The 25,147-nt window shown below is 67.3% G+C and carries 14 protein-coding genes and 2 CRISPR repeat arrays (1 of these 16 only partly in view); of the genes, 10 read left to right on the top strand and 4 right to left on the bottom strand.

Features of this window, described 5'->3' with window-relative positions; translation table 11 throughout:
* A CRISPR array of direct repeats spans positions 1 to 1,904; the repeat unit is 36 nt; unit sequence GTGATGCTCGCGGTGATGCCGTAAGGCGTTGAGCAC (it extends 2,878 nt beyond the left edge of the window).
* Between the two features lie 926 nt (positions 1,905 to 2,830).
* The 7 genes from cas6 (at position 2,831) to cas2 (ending at position 12,016) form a co-directional block, all read left to right on the top strand.
* Positions 2,831 to 3,676 (top strand): type I-MYXAN CRISPR-associated protein Cas6/Cmx6, encoded by an 846-nt coding sequence (gene cas6, locus CMC5_RS25960; protein ID WP_050432935.1) that lies wholly within the window; start codon positions 2,831 to 2,833, stop codon positions 3,674 to 3,676.
* A complete protein-coding gene (gene cas3, locus CMC5_RS25955; RefSeq protein ID WP_050432934.1) occupies positions 3,673 to 6,012 on the top strand; it encodes a CRISPR-associated helicase Cas3' in 2,340 nt (779 codons plus the stop codon). Before cas6 ends, cas3 begins: the two co-directional genes overlap by 4 nt.
* A gap of 98 nt (positions 6,013 to 6,110) precedes the next feature.
* Positions 6,111 to 7,859, top strand: coding sequence for a type I-MYXAN CRISPR-associated protein Cmx8 (gene cmx8 / locus CMC5_RS25950; RefSeq protein WP_050432933.1), 1,749 nt, complete (start codon positions 6,111 to 6,113; stop codon positions 7,857 to 7,859).
* Between the two features lie 26 nt (positions 7,860 to 7,885).
* Entirely contained in the window at positions 7,886 to 8,809 is a 924-nt protein-coding gene (gene cas7i, locus CMC5_RS25945; protein ID WP_050432932.1) for a type I-B CRISPR-associated protein Cas7/Cst2/DevR, read from the top strand.
* On the top strand, positions 8,810 to 9,514 hold the full coding sequence (cas5, locus tag CMC5_RS25940) for a CRISPR-associated protein Cas5 (protein ID WP_050432931.1): 705 nt from the start codon (positions 8,810 to 8,812) through the stop codon (positions 9,512 to 9,514).
* Positions 9,515 to 9,959: 445 nt separating this feature from the next.
* Positions 9,960 to 11,633: a type I-MYXAN CRISPR-associated endonuclease Cas4/Cas1 gene (locus CMC5_RS25935; protein ID WP_050432930.1), complete on the top strand. Its 1,674-nt coding sequence runs from the start codon at positions 9,960 to 9,962 to the stop codon at positions 11,631 to 11,633.
* An 86-nt stretch (positions 11,634 to 11,719) separates the two neighbouring features.
* Positions 11,720 to 12,016 (top strand): CRISPR-associated endonuclease Cas2, encoded by a 297-nt coding sequence (gene cas2 / locus CMC5_RS25930; protein ID WP_050432929.1) that lies wholly within the window; start codon positions 11,720 to 11,722, stop codon positions 12,014 to 12,016.
* Positions 12,017 to 12,260: 244 nt separating this feature from the next.
* Positions 12,261 to 15,883: a CRISPR direct-repeat array (repeat unit 36 nt; unit sequence GTGACGCTCGCTGTGATGCCGTAAGGCGTTGAGCAC).
* A gap of 239 nt (positions 15,884 to 16,122) precedes the next feature.
* Here cas2 and CMC5_RS25925 read toward each other — a convergent pair.
* Positions 16,123 to 17,844, bottom strand: a complete 1,722-nt coding sequence (locus CMC5_RS25925) for a hypothetical protein (RefSeq protein WP_050432928.1) — start codon at positions 17,842 to 17,844, stop codon at positions 16,123 to 16,125.
* Between the two features lie 780 nt (positions 17,845 to 18,624).
* Between CMC5_RS25925 and CMC5_RS25915 the strand changes: the two genes are divergently transcribed.
* Together CMC5_RS25915 and CMC5_RS25910 are read left to right on the top strand one after the other, a co-directional pair.
* Positions 18,625 to 19,641, top strand: a complete 1,017-nt coding sequence (locus CMC5_RS25915; RefSeq protein WP_156338873.1) for a hypothetical protein — start codon at positions 18,625 to 18,627, stop codon at positions 19,639 to 19,641.
* Complete coding sequence (locus CMC5_RS25910; protein WP_050432925.1) at positions 19,638 to 20,699, top strand: hypothetical protein; 1,062 nt, start codon at positions 19,638 to 19,640, stop codon at positions 20,697 to 20,699. Before CMC5_RS25915 ends, CMC5_RS25910 begins: the two co-directional genes overlap by 4 nt.
* Before the next feature lie 125 nt (positions 20,700 to 20,824).
* On the opposite strand, the gene CMC5_RS25905 is transcribed toward CMC5_RS25910, so the two are convergent.
* On the bottom strand, positions 20,825 to 21,829 hold the full coding sequence (locus tag CMC5_RS25905; RefSeq protein WP_050432924.1) for an aldo/keto reductase: 1,005 nt from the start codon (positions 21,827 to 21,829) through the stop codon (positions 20,825 to 20,827).
* Positions 21,826 to 22,740: an SDR family oxidoreductase gene (locus CMC5_RS25900; protein ID WP_050432923.1), complete on the bottom strand. Its 915-nt coding sequence runs from the start codon at positions 22,738 to 22,740 to the stop codon at positions 21,826 to 21,828. Before CMC5_RS25900 ends, CMC5_RS25905 begins: the two co-directional genes overlap by 4 nt.
* Before the next feature lie 123 nt (positions 22,741 to 22,863).
* Between CMC5_RS25900 and CMC5_RS25895 the strand changes: the two genes are divergently transcribed.
* Positions 22,864 to 23,775, top strand: coding sequence for a LysR family transcriptional regulator (locus CMC5_RS25895; protein ID WP_050432922.1), 912 nt, complete (start codon positions 22,864 to 22,866; stop codon positions 23,773 to 23,775).
* A 48-nt stretch (positions 23,776 to 23,823) separates the two neighbouring features.
* On the opposite strand, the gene CMC5_RS25890 is transcribed toward CMC5_RS25895, so the two are convergent.
* Complete coding sequence (locus CMC5_RS25890) at positions 23,824 to 24,966, bottom strand: AI-2E family transporter (protein ID WP_050432921.1); 1,143 nt, start codon at positions 24,964 to 24,966, stop codon at positions 23,824 to 23,826.
* Between the last annotated feature and the right edge of the window lie 181 nt (positions 24,967 to 25,147).

Raw genomic sequence — 25,147 nt, 5'->3', positions numbered from 1 at the left:
GACGTGATGCTCGCGGTGATGCCGTAAGGCGTTGAGCACACAGGGATGCTCGACAAGAGCACGGTCACTGGCAAGTGATGCTCGCGGTGATGCCGTAAGGCGTTGAGCACCTCTGGAGGAACACGTCGGTGTCCCACTCGTCCATGAGCGTGATGCTCGCGGTGATGCCGTAAGGCGTTGAGCACGGCTCCCGAAGCACCCCATGGCCTTCCCGCTGGAGCGTGATGCTCGCGGTGATGCCGTAAGGCGTTGAGCACAAGAGCGTTGGTGAACTGGCGGAGGCGGTGCAGGGTGATGCTCGCGGTGATGCCGTAAGGCGTTGAGCACGGGGAAAAGGTGTGGTCTGGCGCAGTGCAGGACAATAGTGATGCTCGCGGTGATGCCGTAAGGCGTTGAGCACTCTGCACGAGGTGGTCGGATTCGTCCGATACCATCGATGTGATGCTCGCGGTGATGCCGTAAGGCGTTGAGCACACGAAGCTGTACTTTGCAATCGCTGCCGCGACCCTCTCGTGATGCTCGCGGTGATGCCGTAAGGCGTTGAGCACACGTAATCGCTGGGCACAATTGCCCCGACGCGGTGGTGATGCTCGCGGTGATGCCGTAAGGCGTTGAGCACACGTAATCGCTGGGCACAATTGCCCCGACGCGGTGGTGATGCTCGCGGTGATGCCGTAAGGCGTTGAGCACCCTGTATTCAAGGTTGCCGGCGGGGATGACGCCAAGTGATGCTCGCGGTGATGCCGTAAGGCGTTGAGCACGCTCTGGAAGCGTCTGGACGGGTGTCAGGCTCCGGCAGTGATGCTCGCGGTGATGCCGTAAGGCGTTGAGCACGGTGGCGAGCTGTTCGAGGTGCTCTGCGACCTGGCGTGATGCTCGCGGTGATGCCGTAAGGCGTTGAGCACATTTACGTTCTACTTGCGGACGAGATGACCATTGACGTGATGCTCGCGGTGATGCCGTAAGGCGTTGAGCACATCACGATCCACGACACCGGCCGCGTTCCCTTCCCGTGATGCTCGCGGTGATGCCGTAAGGCGTTGAGCACTTCTTCTCCCCTGGCCAGGAGCCCATGCCGCTTGACGTGATGCTCGCGGTGATGCCGTAAGGCGTTGAGCACTCCAGTGCCCGGAGCGGGCCGACCAGAGCCTCCCTGTGATGCTCGCGGTGATGCCGTAAGGCGTTGAGCACGACGCCACCGCCGCCTACGCCACCCTCGAGACGCTGTGATGCTCGCGGTGATGCCGTAAGGCGTTGAGCACGTCCAGGCGCGCGACGGTGGCGTGAGCGTCGCGAAGTGATGCTCGCGGTGATGCCGTAAGGCGTTGAGCACATCGTTAACATGGCGCAATGGTGGAAGAGCCAAAGGTGATGCTCGCGGTGATGCCGTAAGGCGTTGAGCACCCGCCGGGACAGGTCGCCAAGTGGGCTTCCGTGGGGTGATGCTCGCGGTGATGCCGTAAGGCGTTGAGCACTCGGGAAGCTCAGGCAGCGTCACGGTCTGCCTCCTCGTGATGCTCGCGGTGATGCCGTAAGGCGTTGAGCACTGCGTGGGATTGAGTCGGTGGTCTCCTTTTCAGCGGCGGTGATGCTCGCGGTGATGCCGTAAGGCGTTGAGCACTGTTTGCTGCTGTTGGGGGCATGCTCGATGGAGGTGATGCTCGCGGTGATGCCGTAAGGCGTTGAGCACACCGGGCCGACGAACGGCCGCGCTGGGATCCGGAGTGATGCTCGCGGTGATGCCGTAAGGCGTTGAGCACGCGGCGAAGCGGTCGAGGCCCGCAGCCACCGAGAAGGTGATGCTCGCGGTGATGCCGTAAGGCGTTGAGCACTAGCGCTGACGCTTCTCGCGCAGGCGCTTCTCGCCAGTGATGCTCGCAGTGATGCCGTAAGGCGTTGAGCACCCAGTCGGTCCGCATCGGGCCCGCGCCCGTCAAGGAGTGATGCCGTAAGGCGTTGAGCACATGCAGCGGCTGCACGAGGCCGATCCTGCTGGTCAGTGATGCTCGCGGTGATGCCGTAAGGCGTTGAGCACTGCTCGGACAGCCACGGCGCTCTCATCGCGGACCCGTGATGCTCGCGGTGATGCTGGAATTAATAAGGCGTTGAGCATCACCGCGATCTGGAGCTTGAGCCAGGCGATCTCCCGGTGATGCCGTAAGGCGTTGAGCACTGACGGTGAGCGACTGGAGGTGCGGTCGCAAGCGGGTGATGCTCGCGGTGATGCCGCAAGGTGTTGAGCACTCTGACAACGAGAACTGCGGCAGGTGTGGTCCACGGGTGATGCATCGCAGTGATGCCGTGAGGCGCTGAGCACGCTCCACGGTGCGGATTGTCGGGGTGGCGTCGGAGGTTGTGGCCCCTCGTGCGTGGGAACATCTCTCGTCAATCAGGAAGGGAGCTGTCGTCGGCCTGCCTGGAGGTCGGGTTCTTTCTGGCGGGAGCCCGACGGATCGCGGTTCGGCGGTCGACAGTCGGCCACGGGGAGGCCGATTGTGGCCTGGCCGCGGGCCAGAGGTGACCCGTCCCCAGGTCGGCCTTGGTCTGAGCGGCTTTGCCGACATCCACCGTTGCCAGGTGCCTCGCCAGGCCGCGAAGACGCCCGACCCGCCGCGCACCTGAAGGGCGAACGATCACACAGGCGCGCCGCGAGAGGGCTGCAAATGCCTCGCATGAGGCCGGCGGCGTGGGGCGGAAGCTCGCGCTGGGGGCTGGGCGCGGATCCAGAGGACGAGGCCCCGCTGAAGGGCCGCAGAGGTGGCTGGCGGCAGAGGAGACGCCAGGCATCACCGCAAGAGGCGGCTGGCAAGGCAGTTGCAGTGTGCGGGGCATGCTCGACGATCCGCGTGATTGCCCCGCCGCATGGCAAAACCCGTTTCCGCTGCGGAAGACGTGCTTCGACGACCGTGGCGACGCGGTGCGTGATCCGGCGGTCGACCAGCGGCGCATGCGTCGCGCATTCTCGCCCTCGCATGCATCCGGATCCGGTAAAGCCTTGGGTGGCGCTCATGGGTTTAGACCGCACCACTCCCCAGAAGAGGTCTCGGTGATTTCCGACATCCCCCCGCGTGTGGACATCTCCTTCCGGCTCGCGGCGAAGCTCGCGCCTCTCGACCACGGGTATGCGCTGTTCAGCGCCCTGTGTCGCCTCCTCGGCGATCTGCATGGCGCCGAGTGGCTCGCGGTGCATCCCCTCCCGGGCACCCCGCGACCCGACGGGTTGCTGGCCGTCGATGGCCGTCGGGGCCTGCGGCTCCGGGTCGATCCGGCGCAGATACCACGCGTTCTTCCCCTCGCGGGCAAGTGGCTGGACATCGGTGGCCATGCGGCGCGGGTTGGCGTGTCTTCGGTGTTTCCGCTGGCGTCGGCCTCCACGCTCCGGGCGCGTCTGGTCACGATCAAAGGCTTCCTGGAGCCCGAGCCTTTCCTCGAGGCGCTTCAGCGGCAGCTCGATGCGATGGGGGTGGCTGGGCGACCGACGGCTGGCAGGCGGCGGGTGCTCGACGTCGCGAACGACAAGGTGGTGGGGTTCGGGGTCGAGCTCCACGGGCTGACGGAAGACGGCGCGCTGCGCGTGCAAGCGCTGGGGCTCGGCGGGCGACGTCGCATGGGATGCGGCGTGTTCGTTCCCGCGACGGTGGATGAGGCGAGCGCGGGCCGGGAGCATGCGTCGTGAGCCAGCTCGGGGAGCCGATCGAGCTGCTGGCGAAGAGCCCGCGTGGGCCGCGACGGCTCTCGCTGGAGCGGCATCTCGTCGAGACCGAGGCTGCGGCAGTTCGCCTGTTCGACCTCTCCCGCCGCTGGGGGCAGGCGTTCTGTCGGTTCTTCCGCATCAGCGAGGCACACCGAGAGCGCTTCTTGTTGAACCTGCGTCTCGCTGCGCTGTTCCACGATCTGGGCAAGGCCAACCAGGACTTCATGGTCGCGGTGACCACCCGGGGGGCGCCGGCCCAGGCGCTCCGTCACGAGCACCTGAGTGCCCTGATCCTCCATCTGCCAGAGGTCCGGACGTGGATCGCCCGGGGTCCTCTGGTGGATGTCGAGGTCCTCACCGCCGCTGTTCTTTCGCACCATCTCCAGGCAGCCAGGTCGGGCGATCACACCTGGGGAGCGCCGCGGGGGGGTCGAGAGGCGGTGCGCCTTCATCTGGACCATCCTCAGGTGAAGGCCATTCTCCATCACATTGCCGAGGTGGCAGGTGTCGGCGAGCCTCCGACGTTAGGCCAGCGGAGCTGGGGGCTAGGGGACGAGACGTGGATTGCCGCGTTGCGGGAGGGCAAGCGTGCCGCGACCGCGCTGGATCGCGCATTGCGCATCGATTCAGAGCGACGATCGTTGCTCCTCGCCGTCAAGGCGGGCGTGATCGTTGCCGATAGCGTGGCCTCGGGGCTGCACCGCGAGGACCATCCCCTCGAAGCGTGGATTGATGACGTCGCGCACGCGCCGGCGCTGACGGCCGAGGATGTGCACACTCACATCCTGGCGCCTCGCGAAAAGCACCTCGCGAAGCCTGGCGAGCGTTTCACGTACCACAGGTTCCAGGACCGCGCTGCGGAGCAGGGGCCGCGGGCGCTCTTGCTCGCCGCCTGTGGCGCCGGCAAGACGCTTGCGGCCTGGCGGTGGGCTCAGGAGCAAGCGAAATCGCGGCCGATTGGCCGTGTGGTGTTCCTCTACCCGACGCGCGGCACGGCGACCGAGGGGTTTCGCGATTACGTGTCGTGGGCGCCAGAGGACATGGCGACGCTCTTGCACGGCAGCGCGCGTTACGAGCTGGAGATGATGCAGGAGAATCCCAGCGAAGGCGCGAAGGACAAGCAGTTCGAGCACGCCGAGGACCGGCTCTTCGCCCTCGGTGTCTGGCCGCGCCGCTATTTCAGCGCCACCGTCGATCAATTCCTCGGCTTCATGGAACACAGCTACCAGAGCCTCTGCTTGCTTCCCGTGCTCGCCGATGCGGCGGTCGTCATCGACGAGGTGCATAGCTTCGACCGTCACATGTTCGATGTGCTGGTGAGCTTCCTGCGGCATTTCGATGTCCCCGTCCTGTGCATGACCGCCACGCTCCCGCCGAGCCGGCGCAACGAGCTCGTGCAAGCGGGGCTTCGCGTCTATCCCAGCGAAGAGGCGCGCGTGGAGCTGGCCGATCTGGAGGCGCGGGAGCGACATCCTCGCTATCGGATCGAAGCGGTGGCAGGGGCAGGGGAAGACGTTGCCTGTGCCGAGGCCATCGCCGCCTACCGGCGTGGGGACCGGGTGCTGTGGGTCGTCAATCAAGTCGGCCGCTGCCAGCGCCTCGCACGGGCATTGGAGGAGGCTCTCGGGGAGCCCGTCCACTGCTATCACAGCCGGTTCACGCTGAAGGACCGCAGAGAGCGTCACAACAAGACGGTCGCCGCCTTCCAGCAGAAGGAGCGTCGCGCGCTCGCGGTGACCACGCAGGTGTGCGAGATGAGCCTCGATCTGGACGCGGACGTCCTGATCACCGAGCTTTCGCCGGTCACCGCGCTGGTCCAGCGCTTCGGGAGGGCGCACCGCCGTCTGGACCGATCGCCGGAGTTTCGCGCGCGGCTGCTCTGGTATCCGCCCGAGAGGCCCGAGCCCTATTCACGCCAGGATCTGACGGCGTCGACGGCGTTTCTGGCCTCTCTCGGGACCGAAAACATCTCTCAGCATCAGCTCGCCGTGGCCCTGGAGGAGCATGCCCTGGCGGAGCGTGACGCGGACGGTAGCGCCCGGTTCCTCCAGAGCGGTTACTACGCTGTGCCTGGCGCTTTCCGCGACACCGATGGGGGGGCCGCCACCTGCATCCTCGACAGGGATCTGGCGCAGGTCAAAGCCTTGCACCAGAAGCGTGATCGCCTCGACCCCTACCTGATCTCCATTCGCCGGAAGTTCACCTTGCCGGACGAACAGCGCCCCTCCTGGTTGCCACGGCATCTCGGGGTCGCCCCGTCGGCGCGTTACACGGAGGAGTTCGGGTTTCCCACCGACGAGGGGGCGGAGAGGTCATGAGTGCAGTGGCCACCAGAAAGGGTCGAGCGGGGGTCGAGCGGCCGGCTGACGGAGCCCGAAGCCCACGCGAAGCCGGGACCAGAAAGGAACGGAGCGAAGTGAAGGGACAAGGCCGCACGAAGGCGTCCCGGGCCGAGCGTGGGGGCGAGGAGGCTGCGTCCAAGGGGAAGCCTCGGGCTGGCGTTCGAGGGCAGGAGGGGACGGACGAGGTGGCGCCCGAGGGCCCCATCGAGCTGACCTACAGCCTCGCGGAGCTTCCCTCGGCGCAGCACCGCGCGGGGCTGGCCGGGCTGGTGATGCTCGTCGCGTGGCTTGCGCGTCAGCCGGCCAAGGAGCGAGGCATCTGCTCGATCACACGGCTGGAGGCGGGGCGGGTGAGCCTCCGGCTCGATCTCACGGGGGTCAAGCGGCTGCTCGACGCGATGTACGACGCGAGTCACGAGGAGGTGGCCGTCCAGACGCCCTGGAAGAGGCGCGGCGGTGAACTCGTCGAGCCGCTGCGGGTGGAAGAGCGGGAGGTCCAGGATCCGAAGTCGGGCACCAGCAAGAAGAAGAAGTTCCACATCTACCCGGTCGTGGTCCCACGAGGTGCTTTCCTCGTCGACCACGAGCCCCCAACGGCGAATGGCACGACGCTCTGGATCAAGCTGTGGCGGGACATGGTGTGGGCGATCTTGCGCGGCATCCCGACGCAGCGTCTGCCCTTCGAGGCCCGGGCTGAGGAGCGGGCGACCACCGAGCATCTCGACGCCTGGGCCGATCTGACGGGTCCGGCGGACAAGGCGATCAAGCTTCCGGGCACGTATTTCATCGGTGCCCAGGAGCGGAGCGCAGAGAACGTCGGGTTCAGGGATCTGGCCCGTCAGCAGTTCTTGCTGCACTTCTTGCCGATCGCGTTGCAGGTCTACGTGCCTCGCGTCGTCAGCATCGTGGACGGTACCTCCGAGTCCGGCGGGGGTTACGTCATCGTGGTCCCCGACGTGGCGGATCTGGCGACATTCTGCGACGAGCTGCCGCGGGTGCTCAAAGAACGAGAGACCGACGTCGCCGGATTCAGACCACGTGCAGCGGTGATTCTCTTGCCTGCCGAGGGCGCGCTCGACATGGCCAGGCGTCTGAAGGCGAGGATCGCTTCCCAGGAAGGCCGCCGCTCCACGGCCGATCTCCTCGTGGCGCTGGAGGTGTACCACCTCGAGAAGCAGGGCAACAGCGTCCGCTTGCTCGGCGCGTGGCGCCTCGACCTGGAAGACGAGATCCTCGACGAATACACGCATCTGCGAGGGATGAGGTTGCGGAGCGACAGTTTCAAGCGGCAGCGGCTCCTCAATCTCCTCGACCGAGCCCCCTGGTACCGGGGGTTTGACCGCATCGCCGAGACGACCTCGTACAAAGAGGTGACCATCGGCTCGAAGTCATTTCGACACGACGCGCGGCTGTCCTTCGAGGTCGCGCAGAAGAACCGAGAGGCAACCATGCAGCAACGCGACGGGAAAGCCCCCGAACGGCTCGATATCGAAGAGATCGTGTATTCGGTGGCGAGGACCTACGTTTCCCAGAAACTCAGCACGAAATATGGCCTGGAGTGGAAAGGCGAGTGGAAAGACTCGAAGGCCGATGACGCTCGAAAGTCCGAGTACAACGCGAAGAAGGAGAAGATCGCCAAGGAGGCATTCCTGGCCGTGCGGAGCCGATCCGGGGCTGCATTCGCCTCCTACTTCGTGGGGTCTCTCTGCTCGGTGCCGCAGTACCTCTCCAAGGCGCGTTATGAAGTCGTCGCGCACGCGCTCGCCAAGGAGCCCGACCGGGTGCGCACCTTGACCTTGCTCGCGCTCTCCGCCGCTGGGTGAACGTCCCATTCCAGGAGCCAATCGCCATGTCCAGATCCGACAAAGAGAAGAAGACCAGCCCGAAGAACCTGTTCGCCACCGTGCTCACCTACGCGGCCCCCAGCTCGAACTACCGCGGGGAGAGCGAGGAGAACCGGACGATTCTCCAGAAGATCACCCGGGGCAACCAGGAGCACACGGTGATCAGCCCCGAATCGATGCGCAATGCGCTGCGCGAGATCCTGTCCGGGTGGGGCCTTCCCACGAACCGCCGGCGGCTCCATGACCAGGACCAGCTCGCCGTCGAGTTCAAGGAGTTCCCCGATGCGACGAAGTATGCCGACGATTTTCTCTTCGGCTTCATGGTCGCGGACGACAAGGCCATCAAGGCGAACAAGGGCAAGCGAGCGAAGCGCGACAGCGTCTTGCGAATGAACCTCGCAGTATCGCTGACCCCTTACAGCTTCGACGCCACCTTTCATCAGTCGCCCCTCAATGCCGGGGAGAGCCCCTGGAGAAACTCTGCGAGCTCGGCGTTGATTCACCGCGAGATCGTCGACACGGCCTACCAGTATCCCTTCGCGCTCGCCGGTCAGGACGTGTTCCAGGAGGAGCAAGGGCCTGTCTGGTCGCGCGCGCTCCTGAAGGCGCTCGGGCAGCTCTCGAACGTGGCCGGTGGTCACGCGCGCAGCTACTACGAGATGGCGCCACGGAGCGTCGTAGCGAGGCTCTCCGCGAACCTCGTTGCCGGCTTCGACACGTACGGCTTCGACGCGCAGGGAGGCTTTCCGGAGCTGTCGCGCGTCAAGGCGGATGACCTGCCCGGGGACGAGATCTGGCTCGGGGGCGAGGTGGTGCGCAAGCTGGAGAAGACGGAGCGGGAGCGCCTGGCCGCCGAAGGCGTTCACCTGCACGAGAACCCGCAGGCGCTGCTCGAACAGCTCGGTGCTGCGGCGTTCGGAGGTCGCTAGGTGGAGCGCCTCTGGTTGCACGTCCGCGCGCCATTCGCCGCCTATCGGCCGTTGCAGGCGGGCGTGTACCGGACGTCGGTCCCCACGATCCCGTACTCCGCGGCCCTGGGGTTGCTGCTCAACCTCGCGGGCATCGAGACCCGGGATCCCCGGCCCGCCGTGACCACGGGCATGCGGGATGACGTCCCCCGGCTCCGGCTGGCCATCGGGCAGCTCGTCACGCCAGGGGTGAGCACCCTGTACCAGCAGCTCCACAGCTACCCGGTGGGAAACTCCGGCAAGGAGCTGGAGGCGAGGACGCACGGGGCGAAGTTCTGGATCGTGCCCGTGCGCCGTGAGGTCCTCGTGGGCCTCGACGTGGTGCTCGGCGCCGAAGCGGAAGACCCGGCGATCCTGGGGCGGGTGCGCCGAGGGCTTCGGGGAGAGCTCGACGAGCCGCGCTATGGTCTGCCGTTTGCCGGCGACAACAGTTATCTCTTCGACTGTCTCGATGTGTTGAATGCGCCCCGCCCCGCGCGCTGGTACACGCCGATCCTTCCGGAGGAGTCACTCCGGCGTGGGAGTTGCCGTCTGCCGGTGAGCATTCACCGAGAGGACAGCAGCCGCACCAGGACCTTGCTCTGCGCGCCGACGGTCGAGGCGCTGGGCGAGCCTCCCGAGGAGGCGTGGATCTGGACGCCTTCTGCGCCCTCGTCGCCAGCTTGAAGGCCTCGTTCGGTCGCGCTCGCAGGGGTGGGGCGCGGCGGCGGGACCTCGTCTCTCGGTGACGGGCATGCTCCACGCTCGGTGACGGGCATGTTCCACGCGTGAGGGTCACTCCGACGCCGGCGCGCGTGTGCGTGCCGGTATCGAGGCGTGACGACGCGCAAGGGGATGCGGTAGACCTCCGACCATCGACGATGCGCCTGAGCGTCGGGTGAATGCGCTGTGCAGCGTGCATCGGGTCAGAAATGGCCAGGTCGCCGTTCTCCTCCAATCCTGCGCTGCGGGTAAGCCAACGGTGGCCATCCGACCGCCACGCTGTCCATGGTTCCCCCCGCATTGGTCGTCCGCACGACCATTTACCACTGGACAGGACTGGGTCGCGGAAGCCATTGATGCATTCAATCACTGGCCTGCGCAGTGCAGGCCGCACTGGAGGCTTCGAGCCATGGAAACCGAGACCGCGGCGCCCACGTTACGCGTCATGTCACTGCACGCCCTCGTCTACTGCGAGCGGCTGTTCTACCTCGAAGAAGTCGAAGAACTCCGCGTTGCCGACGAGGCCGTCTGGGAGGGCCGGCGCCTGCACGTCGAGCTCGACGAACCGGCCGACGTCGTGGAGATGACGCTCGAATCCCAGGCCCTCGGCCTGCGCGGCCGCATGGACGCGGTACGACGGCGGAGCGGGGCCCTCTACCCCATCGAGCACAAACGAGGCCGCTGCCGGCGGGGGCCCGGGGAGATCCCGGCGGCGTGGCCCACGGACGTCGTGCAGGCTGCGGCCTACGCCATGCTGCTCGAAGAGCACACGGGCGCGGAGGTGGAGGAAGCGCGCGTCCGCTACCACAAGGACAACGTCACCGTGCGTGTCCCGATCACCGACGGAGAGCGCGCGCTCGTGGCCTCGTACGTCGCGCGGGCCCGGTACCTGACCACGACGACGGAGCGCCCGCCGGTCACCGACGACGAACGGAAGTGTGTGCGGTGCAGCCTGGCCCCCGTCTGCTTGCCCGAGGAAGCGCGCTTCGCAGAGGCGACCGGGCCGGAGACGTCCCCCGAGCACCCGTCGGCCCCGACGCCCGTGCGCTTGTACCCCCCCGACACGGAGCGCCGGAGCCTGCACGTGGTCAGCCACGGCGCGCGGGTGGGCCGGTCCGGCGACTGCTTCCAGGTGGTGGACCGGGACGCGGGGCGGACCCGGGTGGGCGTGCGGGAGGTGAGCGACATCGTGCTGCACGGCCACGCGCAGATCACCACGCAAGCGCTGCGCCTGTGCGCCGCCGAGGAGATCCCGGTGCATTTCGTGACCGCCAGCGGCGCGCACGTGGGGATGTTCGCGATGGGCCCTGGCGGCGTGCAGCGGCGGATCCGGCAGTACCGGGGTCTGACCGACGACGGATTCACGCTCTCGCTGGCGCGGCGGCTGATCCTGGCGAAGGTCGAGATGCAGCTCCGGCACCTGCTGCGGTCGAGCCGGAAGGAGGCGGCACTGCGGGAGCTGATCGCTGGGACCATCGACCTCATGCGCGGCTGTCTGCGGCGGGCCGCGCACGCCACGACCCGGGAGGAGCTGATGGGCCAGGAGGGGAACGCCGCGCGGGCCTACTTCCAGGCCATCGCGCGGCTGGTGTCCCCCGACGCAGGCGAGGCCTTCCTGCCCAACGGCCGGAGCCGCCGACCCCCCGAGGATCGCTTCAACGCGCTGCTGTCGTTCGGGTACGCGCTGCTCTACCGGGACGTGCTCAGCGCCATCCAGCGCGTGGGCCTGGAGCCTGCCTTCGGCGTGCTGCACCAGCCCCGGAGCGCAGCCTTCCCCCTGGCGCTGGACCTGACCGAGCTGTTCCGGGTGCCGGTGGTGGACATGGCCGTGCTCGGCGCCGTGAACCGGCGGACCTTCCACGCCGAGCGCGACTTCACGGTGACGGGCCGTCAGGTGTGGCTGTCCGACGAGGGCCGGCGGGCCATGCTGGAGGTGTACGAGCGGCGGAAGCACGAGGAATACCGGCACGACGCCCTGGGATTCTCGCTGTCGTACGCGCGGATGATGGAGCTGGAGGTGCGGCTGCTGGAGAAAGAATGGTCCGGAGAAGGCGGCTTGTTCGCGCGGTTCCGGATTCGTTGAGGTGAGGGGGGCAGGGGCGTTCGGAGGGAGGGTTCAGGGGAGCGTGAAGAGGGCGAGAGGGCGGAGGAGAGGAAGAGGAGGACGAGATGGCTGAGCCGCGACACTGGCACCTGGTGATGTACGATGTGTCGGAGCCGAGTACGCTGCGGAAGGTTCACAAGACGCTGAGCGCCTGGGGAAAGCCAATGCAGTACTCGGCCTTCCGGGTGCGAGGGACGGCGCGCGAGCTGGCACGGTTGCGGTTCGAGCTGTCCGCGATGATCGATGGGAAGGATCGGTTGATGGTGATCCGGTTGTGCTCGGGCTGCGCCGCCCGGGTGAGCGTGCAAGGAGAGGCGCTGGCTCCTCTGGAAGCCGACCCGCCGCCGTTCCGGATGGTGTGAGGATCATGGATGTGGGCGCGTCCAGGGAGATGCGGTCGTTCTTTGACAAGTTGTGGCGTGATTTCAGGGGGTTGGGGGGTGAGTGGGGAGGGGGGAGGTGCGTGATCGGGGGAAAATCCGCGGGGTTGCTGGGGAGGGGGAGGGTGGGTAGAAGGGGAGGAGAGGGCGTTGGAGGGAGGGGAGAGGAGGAGCTTGAAAGAGGTGGTGGAAAGAGGTGTGATTTCAAGTGGTTATCTGTGGCGGGGTGATGCTCGCTGTGATGCCGTAAGGCGTTGAGCACACTTGGTGGACCTCGCCAACCTGCTCCGACGTCGGGGTGACGCTCGCTGTGATGCCGTAAGGCGTTGAGCACTGGATTGAGCTGCCCGAAGGGGGCGGGGCTCGTATCGAGTGACGCTCGCTGTGATGCCGTAAGGCGTTGAGCACCCGTGTTGGGTGGCGTTGGTGTCGCAAGGGGTGAGTGACGCTCGCTGTGATGCCGTAAGGCGTTGAGCACGACGCGCAGACGGATAAGGCACGCGCCGTGGTGGGTGACGCTCGCTGTGATGCCGTAAGGCGTTGAGCACCACTGGGTCCCCGGCGGCGCGCTCCCAGTTCTGGGTGACGCTCGCTGTGATGCCGTAAGGCGTTGAGCACTTATCGTTGCCGCACGCCGGACAGTCGCCGCCCTCCGTGACGCTCGCTGTGATGCCGTAAGGCGTTGAGCACAACACGACGCCACCCTCGGCTAGGTCCAGGGTCCACGTGACGCTCGCTGTGATGCCGTAAGGCGTTGAGCACTCGAAGCCCCAGAAGATCCCGGCGATCGACCTCGTGCGTGACGCTCGCTGTGATGCCGTAAGGCGTTGAGCACATTGTGGAGCTGTTGCTCATGCTCGTGCGGATAGGGGGTGACGCTCGCTGTGATGCCGTAAGGCGTTGAGCACAGATCCTTGATTGGAAATTCACGGTCGATCTGAAGTGACGCTCGCTGTGATGCCGTAAGGCGTTGAGCACGTTCCAGCGACTTCACCGGCCAAGCCGGCCGCTGCATGTGACGCTCGCTGTGATGCCGTAAGGCGTTGAGCACAACAGACAGCAACGGCGAGCAGCTCGGCGCCGCGCGCGTGACGCTCGCTGTGATGCCGTAAGGCGTTGAGCACGCCAAGGGTCGCGCAAGCGCCGTCTCTTATCAGTTCAGTGACGCTCGCTGTGATGCCGTAAGGCGTTGAGCACGATGTTATGCGCGAGGCCACGCGATCCCGGGAGAGTGACGCTCGCTGTGATGCCGTAAGGCGTTGAGCACATGCCACTGAGCTTCGGCGCCGCTTTCGCCGAATGTGACGCTCGCTGTGATGCCGTAAGGCGTTGAGCACCAAAAGGCGCGCGAAGCAATCGGTCGCAACATTCGCCGGTGACGCTCGCTGTGATGCCGTAAGGCGTTGAGCACCTAGACTGTGGGCTGGGGTTCCAATGCCCTTCCTTGTGACGCTCGCTGTGATGCCGTAAGGCGTTGAGCACCCGATCCAGCAGGCGAGACACCAGGGCAACGTCACTGTGACGCTCGCTGTGATGCCGTAAGGCGTTGAGCACCGTCCCGTGGTGCCGCCGCTCGGCGCGCCCCGAATCCGTGACGCTCGCTGTGATGCCGTAAGGCGTTGAGCACTTCGCCGAGCCCGCTGTGACACCCACCCTGCGGACGAGTGACGCTCGCTGTGATGCCGTAAGGCGTTGAGCACAACTACGCGGCCAAAGGTCAGTGCGGGGCTGGTCTGTGACGCTCGCTGTGATGCCGTAAGGCGTTGAGCACACCCTCTTCTGCGAGTCGGCGAGACGGCACTTCTCAGCGGTGACGCTCGCTGTGATGCCGTAAGGCATTGAGCACTGCCATTTCGACTGGAAAAGCGGGGGCAAGGGACCTGTGACGCTCGCTGTGATGCCGTAAGGCGTTGAGCACGGGAGTGCGGCGACGCCAGCGAGGAGCGCGTCTGGTGACGCTCGCTGTGATGCCGTAAGGCGTTGAGCACACGCGCCAGCGTATCTGTACCTCCAAAAGACCTCCGTGACGCTCGCTGTGATGCCGTAGGGCGTTGAGCACCGCTCAAACCAGCGCGCCCTGCACCCGCTATCACGACGTGACGCTCGCTGTGATGCCGTAAGGCGTTGAGCACGTGAATTTGCGCCCTTTCAAGAGCTTCGTCGGCAGTGACGCTCGCTGTGATGCCGTAAGGCGTTGAGCACGGGGAGTAGGGCACGTCCTTGACTACGCGGGAGAGTGACGCTCGCTGTGATGCCGTAAGGCGTTGAGCACGCGCTCAGAGACCGGGACGTGTTCCGCCAGAGCTACGTGACGCTCGCTGTGATGCCGTAAGGCGTTGAGCACGTGACGGTGGTGTGGAGCGACTGGCCGGCCTCCGGGGTGACGCTCGCTGTGATGCCGTAAGGCGTTGAGCACATCTTCTCCGAAGTTCATCGGGCACCTCCGTCCAGTGACGCTCGCTGTGATGCCGTAAGGCGTTGAGCACTTCTCCGTACTCGTTGAGTTAGTCGGTGACTGAGTGTGACGCTCGCTGTGATGCCGTAAGGCGTTGAGCACAGGAACAGCTTCGCTACCCGGTTGTCCTCTGCGGGTGACGCTCGCTGTGATGCCGTAAGGCGTTGAGCACCCAACAATGGCGGTCTCAGAACTACAGATGACAGGTGACGCTCGCTGTGATGCCGTAAGGCGTTGAGCACAAGACGGTAATGGTGAACCCCAGCACGGGCGGGAAGCGTGACGCTCGCTGTGATGCCGTAAGGCGTTGAGCACCCGGCCCGCTCGTGCAGTTGCCGCCTGGCATCAGTGGTGACGCTCGCTGTGATGCCGTAAGGCGTTGAGCACCCCCCTGCTGCGCGCCACGCTTCCTCCGGGATGGAGTGACGCTCGCTGTGATGCCGTAAGGCGTTGAGCACACCAAGATCACCCACCCAACCCCAGCCACATCGCCGTGACGCTCGCTGTGATGCCGTAAGGCGTTGAGCACTTGTCGATCCTGCGCCAGGCACTCTGCGCATTCTCGTGACGCTCGCTGTGATGCCGTAAGGCGTTGAGCACTCGGAGGCGAGCCGCACGGGGCGAGGGGTGGTGCTGTGACGCTCGCTGTGATGCCGTAAGGCGTTGAGCACGGCGAATGCGTTCAGGATAAGGGCCGCCGCGAGAGGGAGTGACGCTCGCTGTGATGCCGTAAGGCGTTGAGCACTTGCGGTACCATCCGTGCTGGCGAAGGCTCTCCGGTGACGCTCGCTGTGATGCCGTAAGGCGTTGAGCACTCCAGCGACGGAGCGTGGCTCCTGCGCAGGCGAAGTCGTGACGCTCGCTGTGATGCCGTAAGGCGTTGAGCACAGATGTCGCATATGGTTGTCAACGGCGCGTCCGTCTTGTGACGCTCGCTGTGATGCCGTAAGGCGTTGAGCACAGTAACGGATTCCCGGGTCCCGAGGCCACTTACGACGTGACGCTCGCTGTGATGCCGTAAGGCGTTGAGCACGTGACGCTGACAGTGTTGGCCACGTCGGCTGTCAACAGTGATGCTCGCTGTGATGCCGTAAGGCGTTGAGCACGTGCGAGCGCAGGTGCGGTGCGTGCCGCCCAGCCCGGTGATGCTCGCTGTGATGCCGTAAGGCGTTGAGCACGTTCCTGACCGACGGCGGCGGTTCTGCAAGTCCAGGTGATGCTCGCTGTGATGCCGTAAGGCTTTGAGCACATCTCGGTCAGCATGTGATCTGGCGCGCGAACATGGCCGTGATGCTCGCTGTGATGCCGTAAGGCGTTGAGCACCCCGGGGCGCCTGGGGCGATCGTGGGGCTACCGGAGTGATGCTCGCTGTGATGCCGTAAGACGCCGAGCATGTTGGGGTGAGCGAACCTCGTCTCGGCGATCGTCGCGTCCCGGTCGGGTTGTCTGGTCGCTGATGGCGTCGTTGCCGCAGGACGAGTTCCCAGCACGAATCACGGCATGAGGTTGTGCCGGGTCGTCCTCGTCGTCGCCGACGTCTGGCTTATGGATCAGGTCGAGACCCAGAGCGCGTGCGTTCCGGATCCGCAGCTCGGTTGGTTAGGCTCCGTCCTCGTGTGGGCAGCACCGGCGCTCAAGCTCCTGATCCGACCTCCGCGGCCATGCCTGCGCGGCGCGCTCGCCCCAGGGCAGCCTGCAGCGCCTCCTGGAAGGCTGGGAACCGCGCGGCACGCAGGCGCAGACCTTCGGCCCACCGCGTGGTCTCTCCGGCGCCCCACGGACCGTCGGAGAGCTCCACGCAGCAGGCGATCAGGCGCGCGGCGTGGTCGTAGGTCCGTCGTCGCTTTTCCCCGAGGACGCCTTCGGTCCGCTGGACCGCGGCGGCTTTCAGGGCGTCGAGGATCAACTTCGGGGCGCCGAGCGGAAGCCGAGAGATCGCCTCCGCGCGCTGCAGCACGTCGATGACGGTCGGGGTGTGAAGTACGGGTTTCCTCGCGCGCGCTGGCTCTTCGACCTCGGGAAGCAGGTCGACCCCGGGCAGCAGATCGACCCCGGGAAGCAGCTCGAAGGCGTCGCCGGGAGGCTGGCGCAGGACGAGCGTGAGCTCTTCGCGGAGCGAGCCGGTCGGCGCACCGCCGAGGAGCCAGGCGAAGCTCGCGAACAGCAGGTGGCCTGGATGGTCGAGCCTGGACCAGCCGAGGCCCGGGCAGGCCGTGAGGTGGGCGGCAGCGGAGGGCAGATCGCCCGTGAGCACGTGCAGCAGGCCAAGGAGCGGGGGAGCGTCGCTCGGAGGGGCGGCCAGCGCGGCGGTGGCGCGGCGACGGAGGACGGCCGTCGAGGGGTCGCCCGCCATCAGCCACCGGAGGAGACGAGGGAGCGTGGGAGCCTGTTGCCACGCGGCTTCGAGCTTCTTCCGCAGGTCCTTGCGTTCGAGGACCTGGGCGGCCAGGGCGGCGCCATCGAGGTATCGCCCGCGGGCGACGTCGCTCTCGACGAGGGTGATCGAGGTCTCGTATGCGGCGAGGGCCCTGGACCAGGCGCCTTCGGCGACGAGCGCGTTGCACCAGGCGTCGGCGTCGCCGGGACGCTTCGTGGCGTGGGCGATGCGCGCGAGGCCGGGGATGCCCTCTTGCCGCGCGACCGCGGCGCGGAACCAGCGCTCGCGGCGCGGGGACCTCATGGCGGAGGGTGAATCTTCTCGTTCGAGGTGGTCGATCCAGAGGGGCAGGAAGGCGTCGAGGTCGGGGGGCGGCTTGCCGAGGACCTGGAGGATGGCGTCGAGGGGGTCGGTCAGGTACGCGAGGCCGTCGGAGGCGTCGAGGGCCTGGAGGATGGCGCTGGCGCGTTCGGGGAGCGGCGTGGTCTGGTAGACGGCGGCGATGTGGTGGTGGACGCACGCCTCCAGGTCGACGGAGAGGACTTCGTCGACGAGCTCGTCCTGGCCGAGGAAGATGTCGCCGTGGGTGATGGGGTGGAGGAGGGTGTCGAACACGGCGCGCGCCGTGGCGTGCTCCCCGGCGAGGGAGGCGGTGAGGGCCTGGCGGAGGCAATCGTCGACCTCGGCGGGCTCGGCGCTCCCCTGGCGGCGTGCCATTGCGGTGAACGCTCGGATGTTCTCGACGATGGCGGCCGAGGGAGGCGGAGGTTTCCAGCCCGAGCCACCCCGGGCCGCCCGGAGGAGCAGGAGGTCTTCGAGCTGGGCTCGAATGCCGTCGTCGAGCCGCGGGAGCGCGTCCGTGATGAAGGTTCGCAGCTCCTCGACGGTGAGCACGGTGAGGGCCGACGCGAGATTCTGGGAATCGGTGCGCTGGGGTCCACGGTGCCAGCGAACCCAGTCACGAGCATGCCGTCGCATGTCGCGAACCCTGCCGCAGGCCCGCGTGCCCTGACAAGCCATGTTCGGAAGGTGGGTGAATGATGACTGTATTGGTCATCGATTGGTAAAAATAGGCGAAGTAGTGCAACGGCATCGAGGCCCATCCGCAGGAGGTCCGCTGAACCGTGTGAGTGATCGGCTCCGTCGGCTACGGGAGCAGAAGTGAGGGCTCGCGGCCAAGGTGGTGGGCGCCGGGGAGCAGTGGATCACGCAGCTGGGTGACGCCGCGCTGCGTGAGCTGTTCGCGCTCTCGGGGGATGCGTTCGTCAGCGGGGAGGAGGAAATCGACGAGGCGTCCAGGCAGGAGACCGGGGCGGGGGATGCGCTAGCCTCCATGCTTCGGCAACGACAGGTTCGTGCGGGAGGTGCGAGCCTGTTCCCGACGGTGCACTCGGCTCTCTCGACGTGCTGCTCCTTGGCCCGGACGAGAGCGATCCCTGCAAGCACATGGCGGCGGTCCGCTGCGTACTCGGAGAGGCATCGCGACATCAGGGATGCCTCCACGACATCGCAGGATGTGCATTGTCATGCATGGAGTCGAATTTTCCTCGCCAACGCTTCGATTCAACCCGTTTCGTTGTTTGGGTCCCTCTTGATGGATGGCATGCAGGTGCATTGTGAAATCGCGGCCATCCTTGTCGCGAAAAATGAAGACCGCGCCTTTCTTCGGTGGGTGAGAAAAAATCGCTCCGAACTCTTCCTCTGGCTCGGATCCAGGCATTGACCTTCCCTGGCAAATCGCAGGAATACTCACGCTCTGTGAAATCACTTCATCTCCTGGTGGCGATGGGCTGCGTCCTCGCGACCCTGGTGACGTGCGGACGTGCGGACGAACAGCGCGATGTCTGCGAAGGCACCTGTTGCACAGGCGCTTGTGATCCGTGCGCGGACGGCGCTTGTGAGGACACCGACGCGCTGGGCTGGGGACCCCCTGTCCTCCTCTGGTGGGGGGATGCCGCCACCCCAGCGCCAGGGTGCCCTGCCTGGGCGCCCGAGGTCGTCTACGAGGGGATCGATGGGCTGTCTGCGGAGCAACGCTGCCCCTCGTGTGCCTGCGGTCCCGCTGCGTGCAAGCTCCCGGCTGGGCTCGTGGTGTGGGACGAGTTCATGTGCAATGCGCACGACGTCCCCGACCCGACGTTCACGACCTTTCCAGCGCCCGATCCGTGGGACGGGTCCTGTGTCACGCATCCGACGATTCCTGCAGGGTCGTTTCGCTCGATCCGCTTCCTGAGCACGACGTTGAGCCCGTGCACGCCCGTCACCGGGCCAGAGCCGATGGTGGCGGAGCCTGTCTGGGCGACGCACGCGCGCGCCTGCGGTGAGGGGAATACGCCAGCCGAAGAGAGCGTGCCGCGCGAAGAGCGGGTCACGCCGGAGGGGTTCCGGGAGTGCCTGTGGCGGCGAGGGGAACCCGGTCCCTGTCCGACCCACTATCCGGAGCGACGGGTGTTCCACGAGGACATCGAGAGCTCGCTGGGGTGCACGGAATGCGCGTGCGGGGAGCCGATGGAAGGGAGCTGCGTGGCGGTCGTTCGTTTGTTTCATCGCCCGGAGTGCGACATGACGCCGGGCCATTCAGGCGGCACGGCCATGGGTCTCCACAACGCGCCCTGCAAGGGGTGGTTGGACGGGCCCAGCCCCATCACCGTGGGCAGCATCAGCGCGAAATGGAACGAGCAGGATCCCGGCCGCTGTGAACCCTCAGGAGGCCTCCCGAGGGGCGAAGTATGGACGAACGAGCAGACGACCTTCTGCTGTGAGGGAATGAGATGAACTCCCAGGACGATCCGGAACCGACCCTCCGCCAGAGGACGCGAGCCAGGACGCTGGCGTGGGGGACCCTGGGCGGGCTTGCGGTCCTCTTCACGTTGCTCCCTGCCTCGTGTCGGCTGGGGCGGATCATGATCTACACCTGCCCTGATCCTTGCGAGACGTGTGACGATCCCTGCCATCCCTGCATCGAGGCCCTGGGCGAGTGCGTCCCGGAGGCGCCGTTCGGGTGGGCTGGGCCCGTGCTGGTGTGGGCAGGACCGAGAGCGATTGAGCCACCCCCGTGCCCGGACCACGCCCCCTCCCGCGTCTACCAGGGCTACGATGGCCTCAGCGTGGAGCGTGGCTGCCCGCGTTGCTCCTGCGGACCCATCACCTGTTTGTCCCCCGAGACCATCGCCACGAGCGACCGCGCCGTCTGCCTGGGTGACGAGCCGCGCGACGACGATCTCCACCTGCCGATCCCGCCCCTCTGGAGCGGTTCGTGCCTGGAAGTGCCCGCTGTCGACGAAGCGGACGTGGCTTCCCTCAGCGCGTCGGAGACGCGGGTCGGGGCGTGCGAGCCCAACGTCGGGCCGATCCCCGCCTCGGATGCCTTCGCCTGGGATTTCCACGCGATGGCCTGTGCGAATGAAGCTGCACCGCGGCTCTGCGAGGATGAAGCGAACTGGTGCGCGCCTCAGCTCACGGGTGATTTCCATCAGTGCGTGTACACCCGCGGCGACGAACCGACGTGTCCTGTCGGGTATCCGAAACGGCGTGTCTTCTTCGAAGGGATCGACGGATCGCTCGCGTGTACGGCCTGCGCTTGCGACGCCCCTGCGGTGAGCGAGTGCAGGGTCAACGTCGAAGCGTTCAGGGATCCGGCATGCAACGACTCGATTGGGGATGTCGATCCGGACCTTGCGACCCGAGCTTGCACCGATCTCGTCCTGCCCGGCGGCCTCCGCAGCCTCTCCATGACCTGGACCGTGGACGAACCCGGGGCTTGCGCTCCGCGGGGTGGCAGCCCGACCGGCCGCGTGACACCCGATGGCCCGACCACCTTCTGCTGTCTCTGAGACCGCAGGGCGTGGTGGCGGTCCCACCCACCGAAGCGCTCCCCCGGCACCTGATTCCCCGCATCGATCGCGGGGGTCATGTCACTCGGAGGAATGAACTCCAGGGCCTGGGGCTGGCTCCGGGCTCACTTCTCGCTGTCGAGCATCGCCATCCCCGGCGCTGCGTAGCGCGTCCCCGCGACCTGGCTGGCAGGGACGGCGGCTTCGAGGGCGGCCACCTCCGAGGCGTCGAGGGAGACGTCGAGGCTCGACAGCACGTCGGCGAGCTGCTGGCGGTTCCGCGCTCCCAGCGTCGGGACGATCGTCACGTGGTGCTCGGCGGCCTTGGCGCGGACCCAGGCGATGGCGAGCTGCGCGGGGGTGACGCCTTTCTCTCGTGCGGTGCGGGCGAGCGCCTGGACGAGGGACTGGTTCTTCTCGACGTTCTCCGCGGCGAAGCGGGGGAAGTGCGCGCGGACATCGCCTTGGCCCTTCGGCGTCTTGCCGGTGAGCATCCCGCGCGACAGGACGCCGTAGGCGGTCATGGCGATCCCGAACTCGCGCAAGGTGGGGAGGATGCTCTCCACGCTGCGGCTCACCAGGGCGTACTCGAGCTGCACGTCGCAGATCGGGTGGACCTTCGCGGCGCGGCGGATCGTCTCGGGGCCGACCTCGGACAGGCCGATGTAGCGGACGTAGCCAGCCTTCACCAGGTCGGCGATGGCGCCGATGGTGTCCTCGATGGGCACGCTGGGATCGAGGCGCGCGGGGCGGTAGATGTCGATGTACTCGACCCCGAGCCGCGACAGGCTGTGGGCGAGGAAGTTCTTCACGGCGGCCGGGCGGGCGTCGTGGCCGAGGTGGGTGCCGTCGGGGCCGCGCAGGGCGCCGAACTTGACGCTCAGGAGGGCGTCGTCACGGCGGCCGCGGAGCGCCTTGCCGACGAGCATCTCGTTCTTGCCCATGCTGTAGAAGTCGCCGGTGTCGAGGAGGTTCACGCCGCGATCGAGGGCCTCGTGCAGCGTCGCGATGCTCTCGTCGTCGTCGCTGTCGCCGTACCAGCTCCCGGCGCCCATGCCCATGCAGCCGAGGGCGATGGGGAAGACGGAGGGGCCAGTCTTGCCGAGGCGTGTCGTGGGGGTCGTGGTCATGGTGTTGGCTCCGGTCGGGTCGTGAAATAGTGACCCTGTTCGAGGTCGGCGAGGAGCCCGATCTGCTCGGGCCGCCAGCCGAGCCGCTCCTGCGTGCGGGCGCTCGAGGTGGGGATGTCGAGCGCTGCGAAGCCCGCGAACCAGCCGAAGTGTCGGGCGGCTTCGGCGGCAGACGTGCTGACGACGGGCAGGTGCGTATGTCGGCCGATCGCGGTGGCGATGTCCCGGAACGGGATGCCTTCCTCGGCGATGGCGTGAGCCGTGGGCACGACGTCGGGCGCTTCCAGGACGAGGCGGTAGAGGCGGGCTGCGTCGCGGCGGTGGACGGCGGGCCAGCGGTTCTGGCCGTCGTCCACGCAGGCGGAGGCGCCCGTCCGTCGCGCGATGTCGATGAGGATGGGCACGAACCCGTGGTCGCCTTCGCCGTGGACCGAGGGCGGGAGGCGTACGACCGAGACGCGCACGCCACGCGCTGCGACGGCGGCGGCCGCCTCCTCCGTGGCGGCGCGCGGGTGGGCCTGCGCTCCCTGGACGGGCGGGGTCGCCTCGGTGGCGCGCTGCCCCAAGGGAAGGACGCCGACGGCCGAGGTGACGATCAGGGGGTGATCGGAGCCTGAGAGGGCTGCGCCGAGCGCCTCGATGACACGCCGATCGGCCTCGCAGTGCTCCCGGTACTTCGAGAAGTCGTGGTCGAAGGCGGTGTGGATGACGCCATCGCACGCGGAAGCGCCGCTGCGGAGGCTGTCGAGGTCGTGGATGGAGCCTCGGTGGACCTCGGCGCCCGCGCGGTCGAGCGCGGCGGCGCTCGCGTCCGAACGAGCCAGGCCGAGCACGTGGTGCCCAGCGTCGATGAGCTCCCGGACGACGGCCGCGCCGACGAAGCCCGTGGCTCCGGTGATGAAGACACGCATCGCAACGTTCTCCCTTCTCATGCATGGGTCGTGCGTCGGGGGACGCACGCGACGACCCGACTGTGAGGCGATTCGGAGACCCTCACAAGCCGCATGCTCCGCATGCTAGGCATGACGGAAAGTATGGCTCGTGATCCCGACAGGCATGCGCTCGACGGCCTCGGCATCCTCCGCGCCGTCGTGGAGGCCGGGAGCTTCGTGGGCGCGGGCGAGGCGCTCGGTCTCACGCAGCCGGCGGTCAGCCGCGCGGTCGCGCGGATCGAGGAGCGCGTCGGCGTGCGCCTCTTCCGTCGGACGGCACGATCCATCGCGTTGACCGACGAGGGGCGTCGGTTCTACGAGGCCATCGCGCCGCACCTCCGCGCCATCGAGGAGGCGACGATCGAGGCGGGGAGCGCGCGGGCAGAGGTGCGCGGCCGCCTGCGCGTGAACGTGGATCCAGGCACCGGGCAGTTCGTGCTGACCCCGCGCCTCGGCCAGTTCCTCGCCCAGCACCCCGCGCTCTTCGTCGAGCTCGTCGTGCGGGATCGCATGGGGGATCTGGTGCGCGAGGGGTTCGATGTCGCCGTCCGGTTCGGGCTGCCAGAGCCCTCGGCGCTGAAGGCCCGGCTGCTCCTGCGGACGCGGGTGCTCACCTGCGCGTCCCCTGGTTACCTCGCGCAGCACGGCACGCCGCGTCGGCCGCGGGACGTCGAGCAGCACGCGTGCATCCTGATGCGCGATCCCTCGACCGGGAGCCACTTCGGCTGGGAGTTCGTGCGAGGGAAGAAGGTCGTCGCCGTCGACGTGAAGGGGCAGCTCCTGGTGAACCAGGTGGGCACCATGCTCGCTGCGTGCCTCGCCGGGCAGGGGATCACGCAGCTCCTCGAACTGGGCGTGCGCGAGTTCTTCGCCGACGGGCGGCTCGTCCAGGTGCTCCCGGCGTGGGCCGACGAGACGTATCCGCTCTATGCGTACCACCACGCCGCGCAGCCCATGGCGGCGATGGTCCGGGCGTTCCTCGACTTCGTGAGCGCCCTCGCGCGCGAGGCGTGAGCCGCGGAGGGCAAAGGGGCCAAGGGGGCGCGAAGAGGCCGTGTTGCGTCAGGGGGCAGGCGGCGGCGTCGAGGCAGCAGGCGGCGGCGTCGAGGGGGCGGGACGTGCGTGCTTCCGGGGGCCGTCCGAGGGCGTCGCTTCTCCTGATTCCTTGTGCAGCACCCGCTCGATGTAGAAGTACCCGATGGCGACCTGCACGCAGACGAGCAGTGGTGTGGCCACCACGATGCCCATCACGCCGAAGACGGCGCTCATGGTGATCTGCCAGAACAGCAGCACGGCAGGCTCGATCGAGACGGCGCGCTTCATCACCATCGGCTCGACGAGGTAGCCCTCGACGATGTGCACCCCGAGGTACACGAGGGCGACGTAGGCGAATCGCTCGGGGGACTCGGCGAGGCCCACGGCGAGGCCGGGGATGGCGGTGATGAGCGCGCCGGCGTAGGGGACGAAGGTGCCGAAGAACGTCAGGACGCCGAGGATGAGCCAGCTCTCGACGCCGACGGCGAGGAGGCCGAGGGCGGTGAGGGTGCCCATGAGGGTCATGGAGACGAGGATGCCGCCCATCCAGCCGCGGAGGGCGCGCCCGAAGCGGCGCCAGGCCTCGTCGACGACCGGCTCGTGGTCACGGGGGACGAGGGCGCGCAGGCCCTTGTGGTAGGTCGCGGGCTGGTGGGCGAGGAACAGGGCGAGCACGAACAGGAGGACCAGGGTCGACAGGGCGGAGACGAGGTTCACCGCGGCCGGGACGAGGTGGGCGGCGAGCCAGTGGACCCCCTCGCCGACGCGCTCGGGCAAGGTGGTGGCGAGCTTCTGGGCCTCGGGGACCTGGGCGAGGGGGGCGCTGTGGAGGAGGCGGAGCCAGAGATCGTGGAGGCGGTTGGCTGCCTGGGGGAGCTGCTCGCCGAGCTGCCTGGCTTGAGCGAGGAGGCGAGGGGTGACGAAGACGATGGTGCCGACGATGGCGCCGACGATGCTCACCGCCGTGATGAGCACCGCGACGCCACGGGGCATGCGCCGCGAGAGCAGATCGATGGGGTAGAGCAGAACGGTCGCGAGCAGGATGGAGAAGAAGCCCAGGAGGAGGAAATGGGCGATGTCCACCGTGACCCGGAGGAGCCCGAACAGGAGGATGATCGCGAAGGCGACGGCGATGGGGTGTCGGAGCAGAACCGAGGGGCGGGTGCGCATGAGCTGGTGATCTCGATGCTCGAAGAGGGCGCTGCGTTCGTCCTGGCGAGCGCCGCTGGGTCGGAACCGGCGCGGATACCGCACGAGACGGAATGGAGGGGACGAGGGCCATTGCGCAGGGACCGGGAGGGAACGATGGTCAGGGCCATGAAGAGCGCTCTTCCGTTCCGCTCCGCGGTGG

It is taken from the genome of Chondromyces crocatus (assembly GCF_001189295.1).
GTDB lineage: Bacteria > Myxococcota_A > Polyangia > Polyangiales > Polyangiaceae > Chondromyces > Chondromyces crocatus.
Note: the sequence above shows the minus strand (reverse complement) of the source record. Positions and strands in the feature narration are given on the sequence as shown.

What these genes read in the sequence shown, in the direction of transcription:
- CMC5_RS25935 (WP_050432930.1), top strand. Translation starts at nt 9,960, where the DNA reads ATGGAAACCGAGACCGCGGCGCCCACGTTACGCGTCATGTCACTGCAC.
- CMC5_RS25890 (WP_050432921.1), bottom strand. Translation starts at nt 24,966, where the DNA reads ATGCGCACCCGCCCCTCGGTTCTGCTCCGACACCCCATCGCCGTCGCC.
- cas2 (WP_050432929.1), top strand. Translation starts at nt 11,720, where the DNA reads ATGGCTGAGCCGCGACACTGGCACCTGGTGATGTACGATGTGTCGGAG.
- CMC5_RS25925 (WP_050432928.1), bottom strand. Translation starts at nt 17,844, where the DNA reads ATGCGACGGCATGCTCGTGACTGGGTTCGCTGGCACCGTGGACCCCAG.
- CMC5_RS25895 (WP_050432922.1), top strand. Translation starts at nt 22,864, where the DNA reads ATGGCTCGTGATCCCGACAGGCATGCGCTCGACGGCCTCGGCATCCTC.
- CMC5_RS25905 (WP_050432924.1), bottom strand. Translation starts at nt 21,829, where the DNA reads ATGACCACGACCCCCACGACACGCCTCGGCAAGACTGGCCCCTCCGTC.
- CMC5_RS25900 (WP_050432923.1), bottom strand. Translation starts at nt 22,740, where the DNA reads ATGCGTGTCTTCATCACCGGAGCCACGGGCTTCGTCGGCGCGGCCGTC.
- cas7i (WP_050432932.1), top strand. Translation starts at nt 7,886, where the DNA reads ATGTCCAGATCCGACAAAGAGAAGAAGACCAGCCCGAAGAACCTGTTC.
- CMC5_RS25910 (WP_050432925.1), top strand. Translation starts at nt 19,638, where the DNA reads ATGAACTCCCAGGACGATCCGGAACCGACCCTCCGCCAGAGGACGCGA.
- cas6 (WP_050432935.1), top strand. Translation starts at nt 2,831, where the DNA reads ATGCTCGACGATCCGCGTGATTGCCCCGCCGCATGGCAAAACCCGTTT.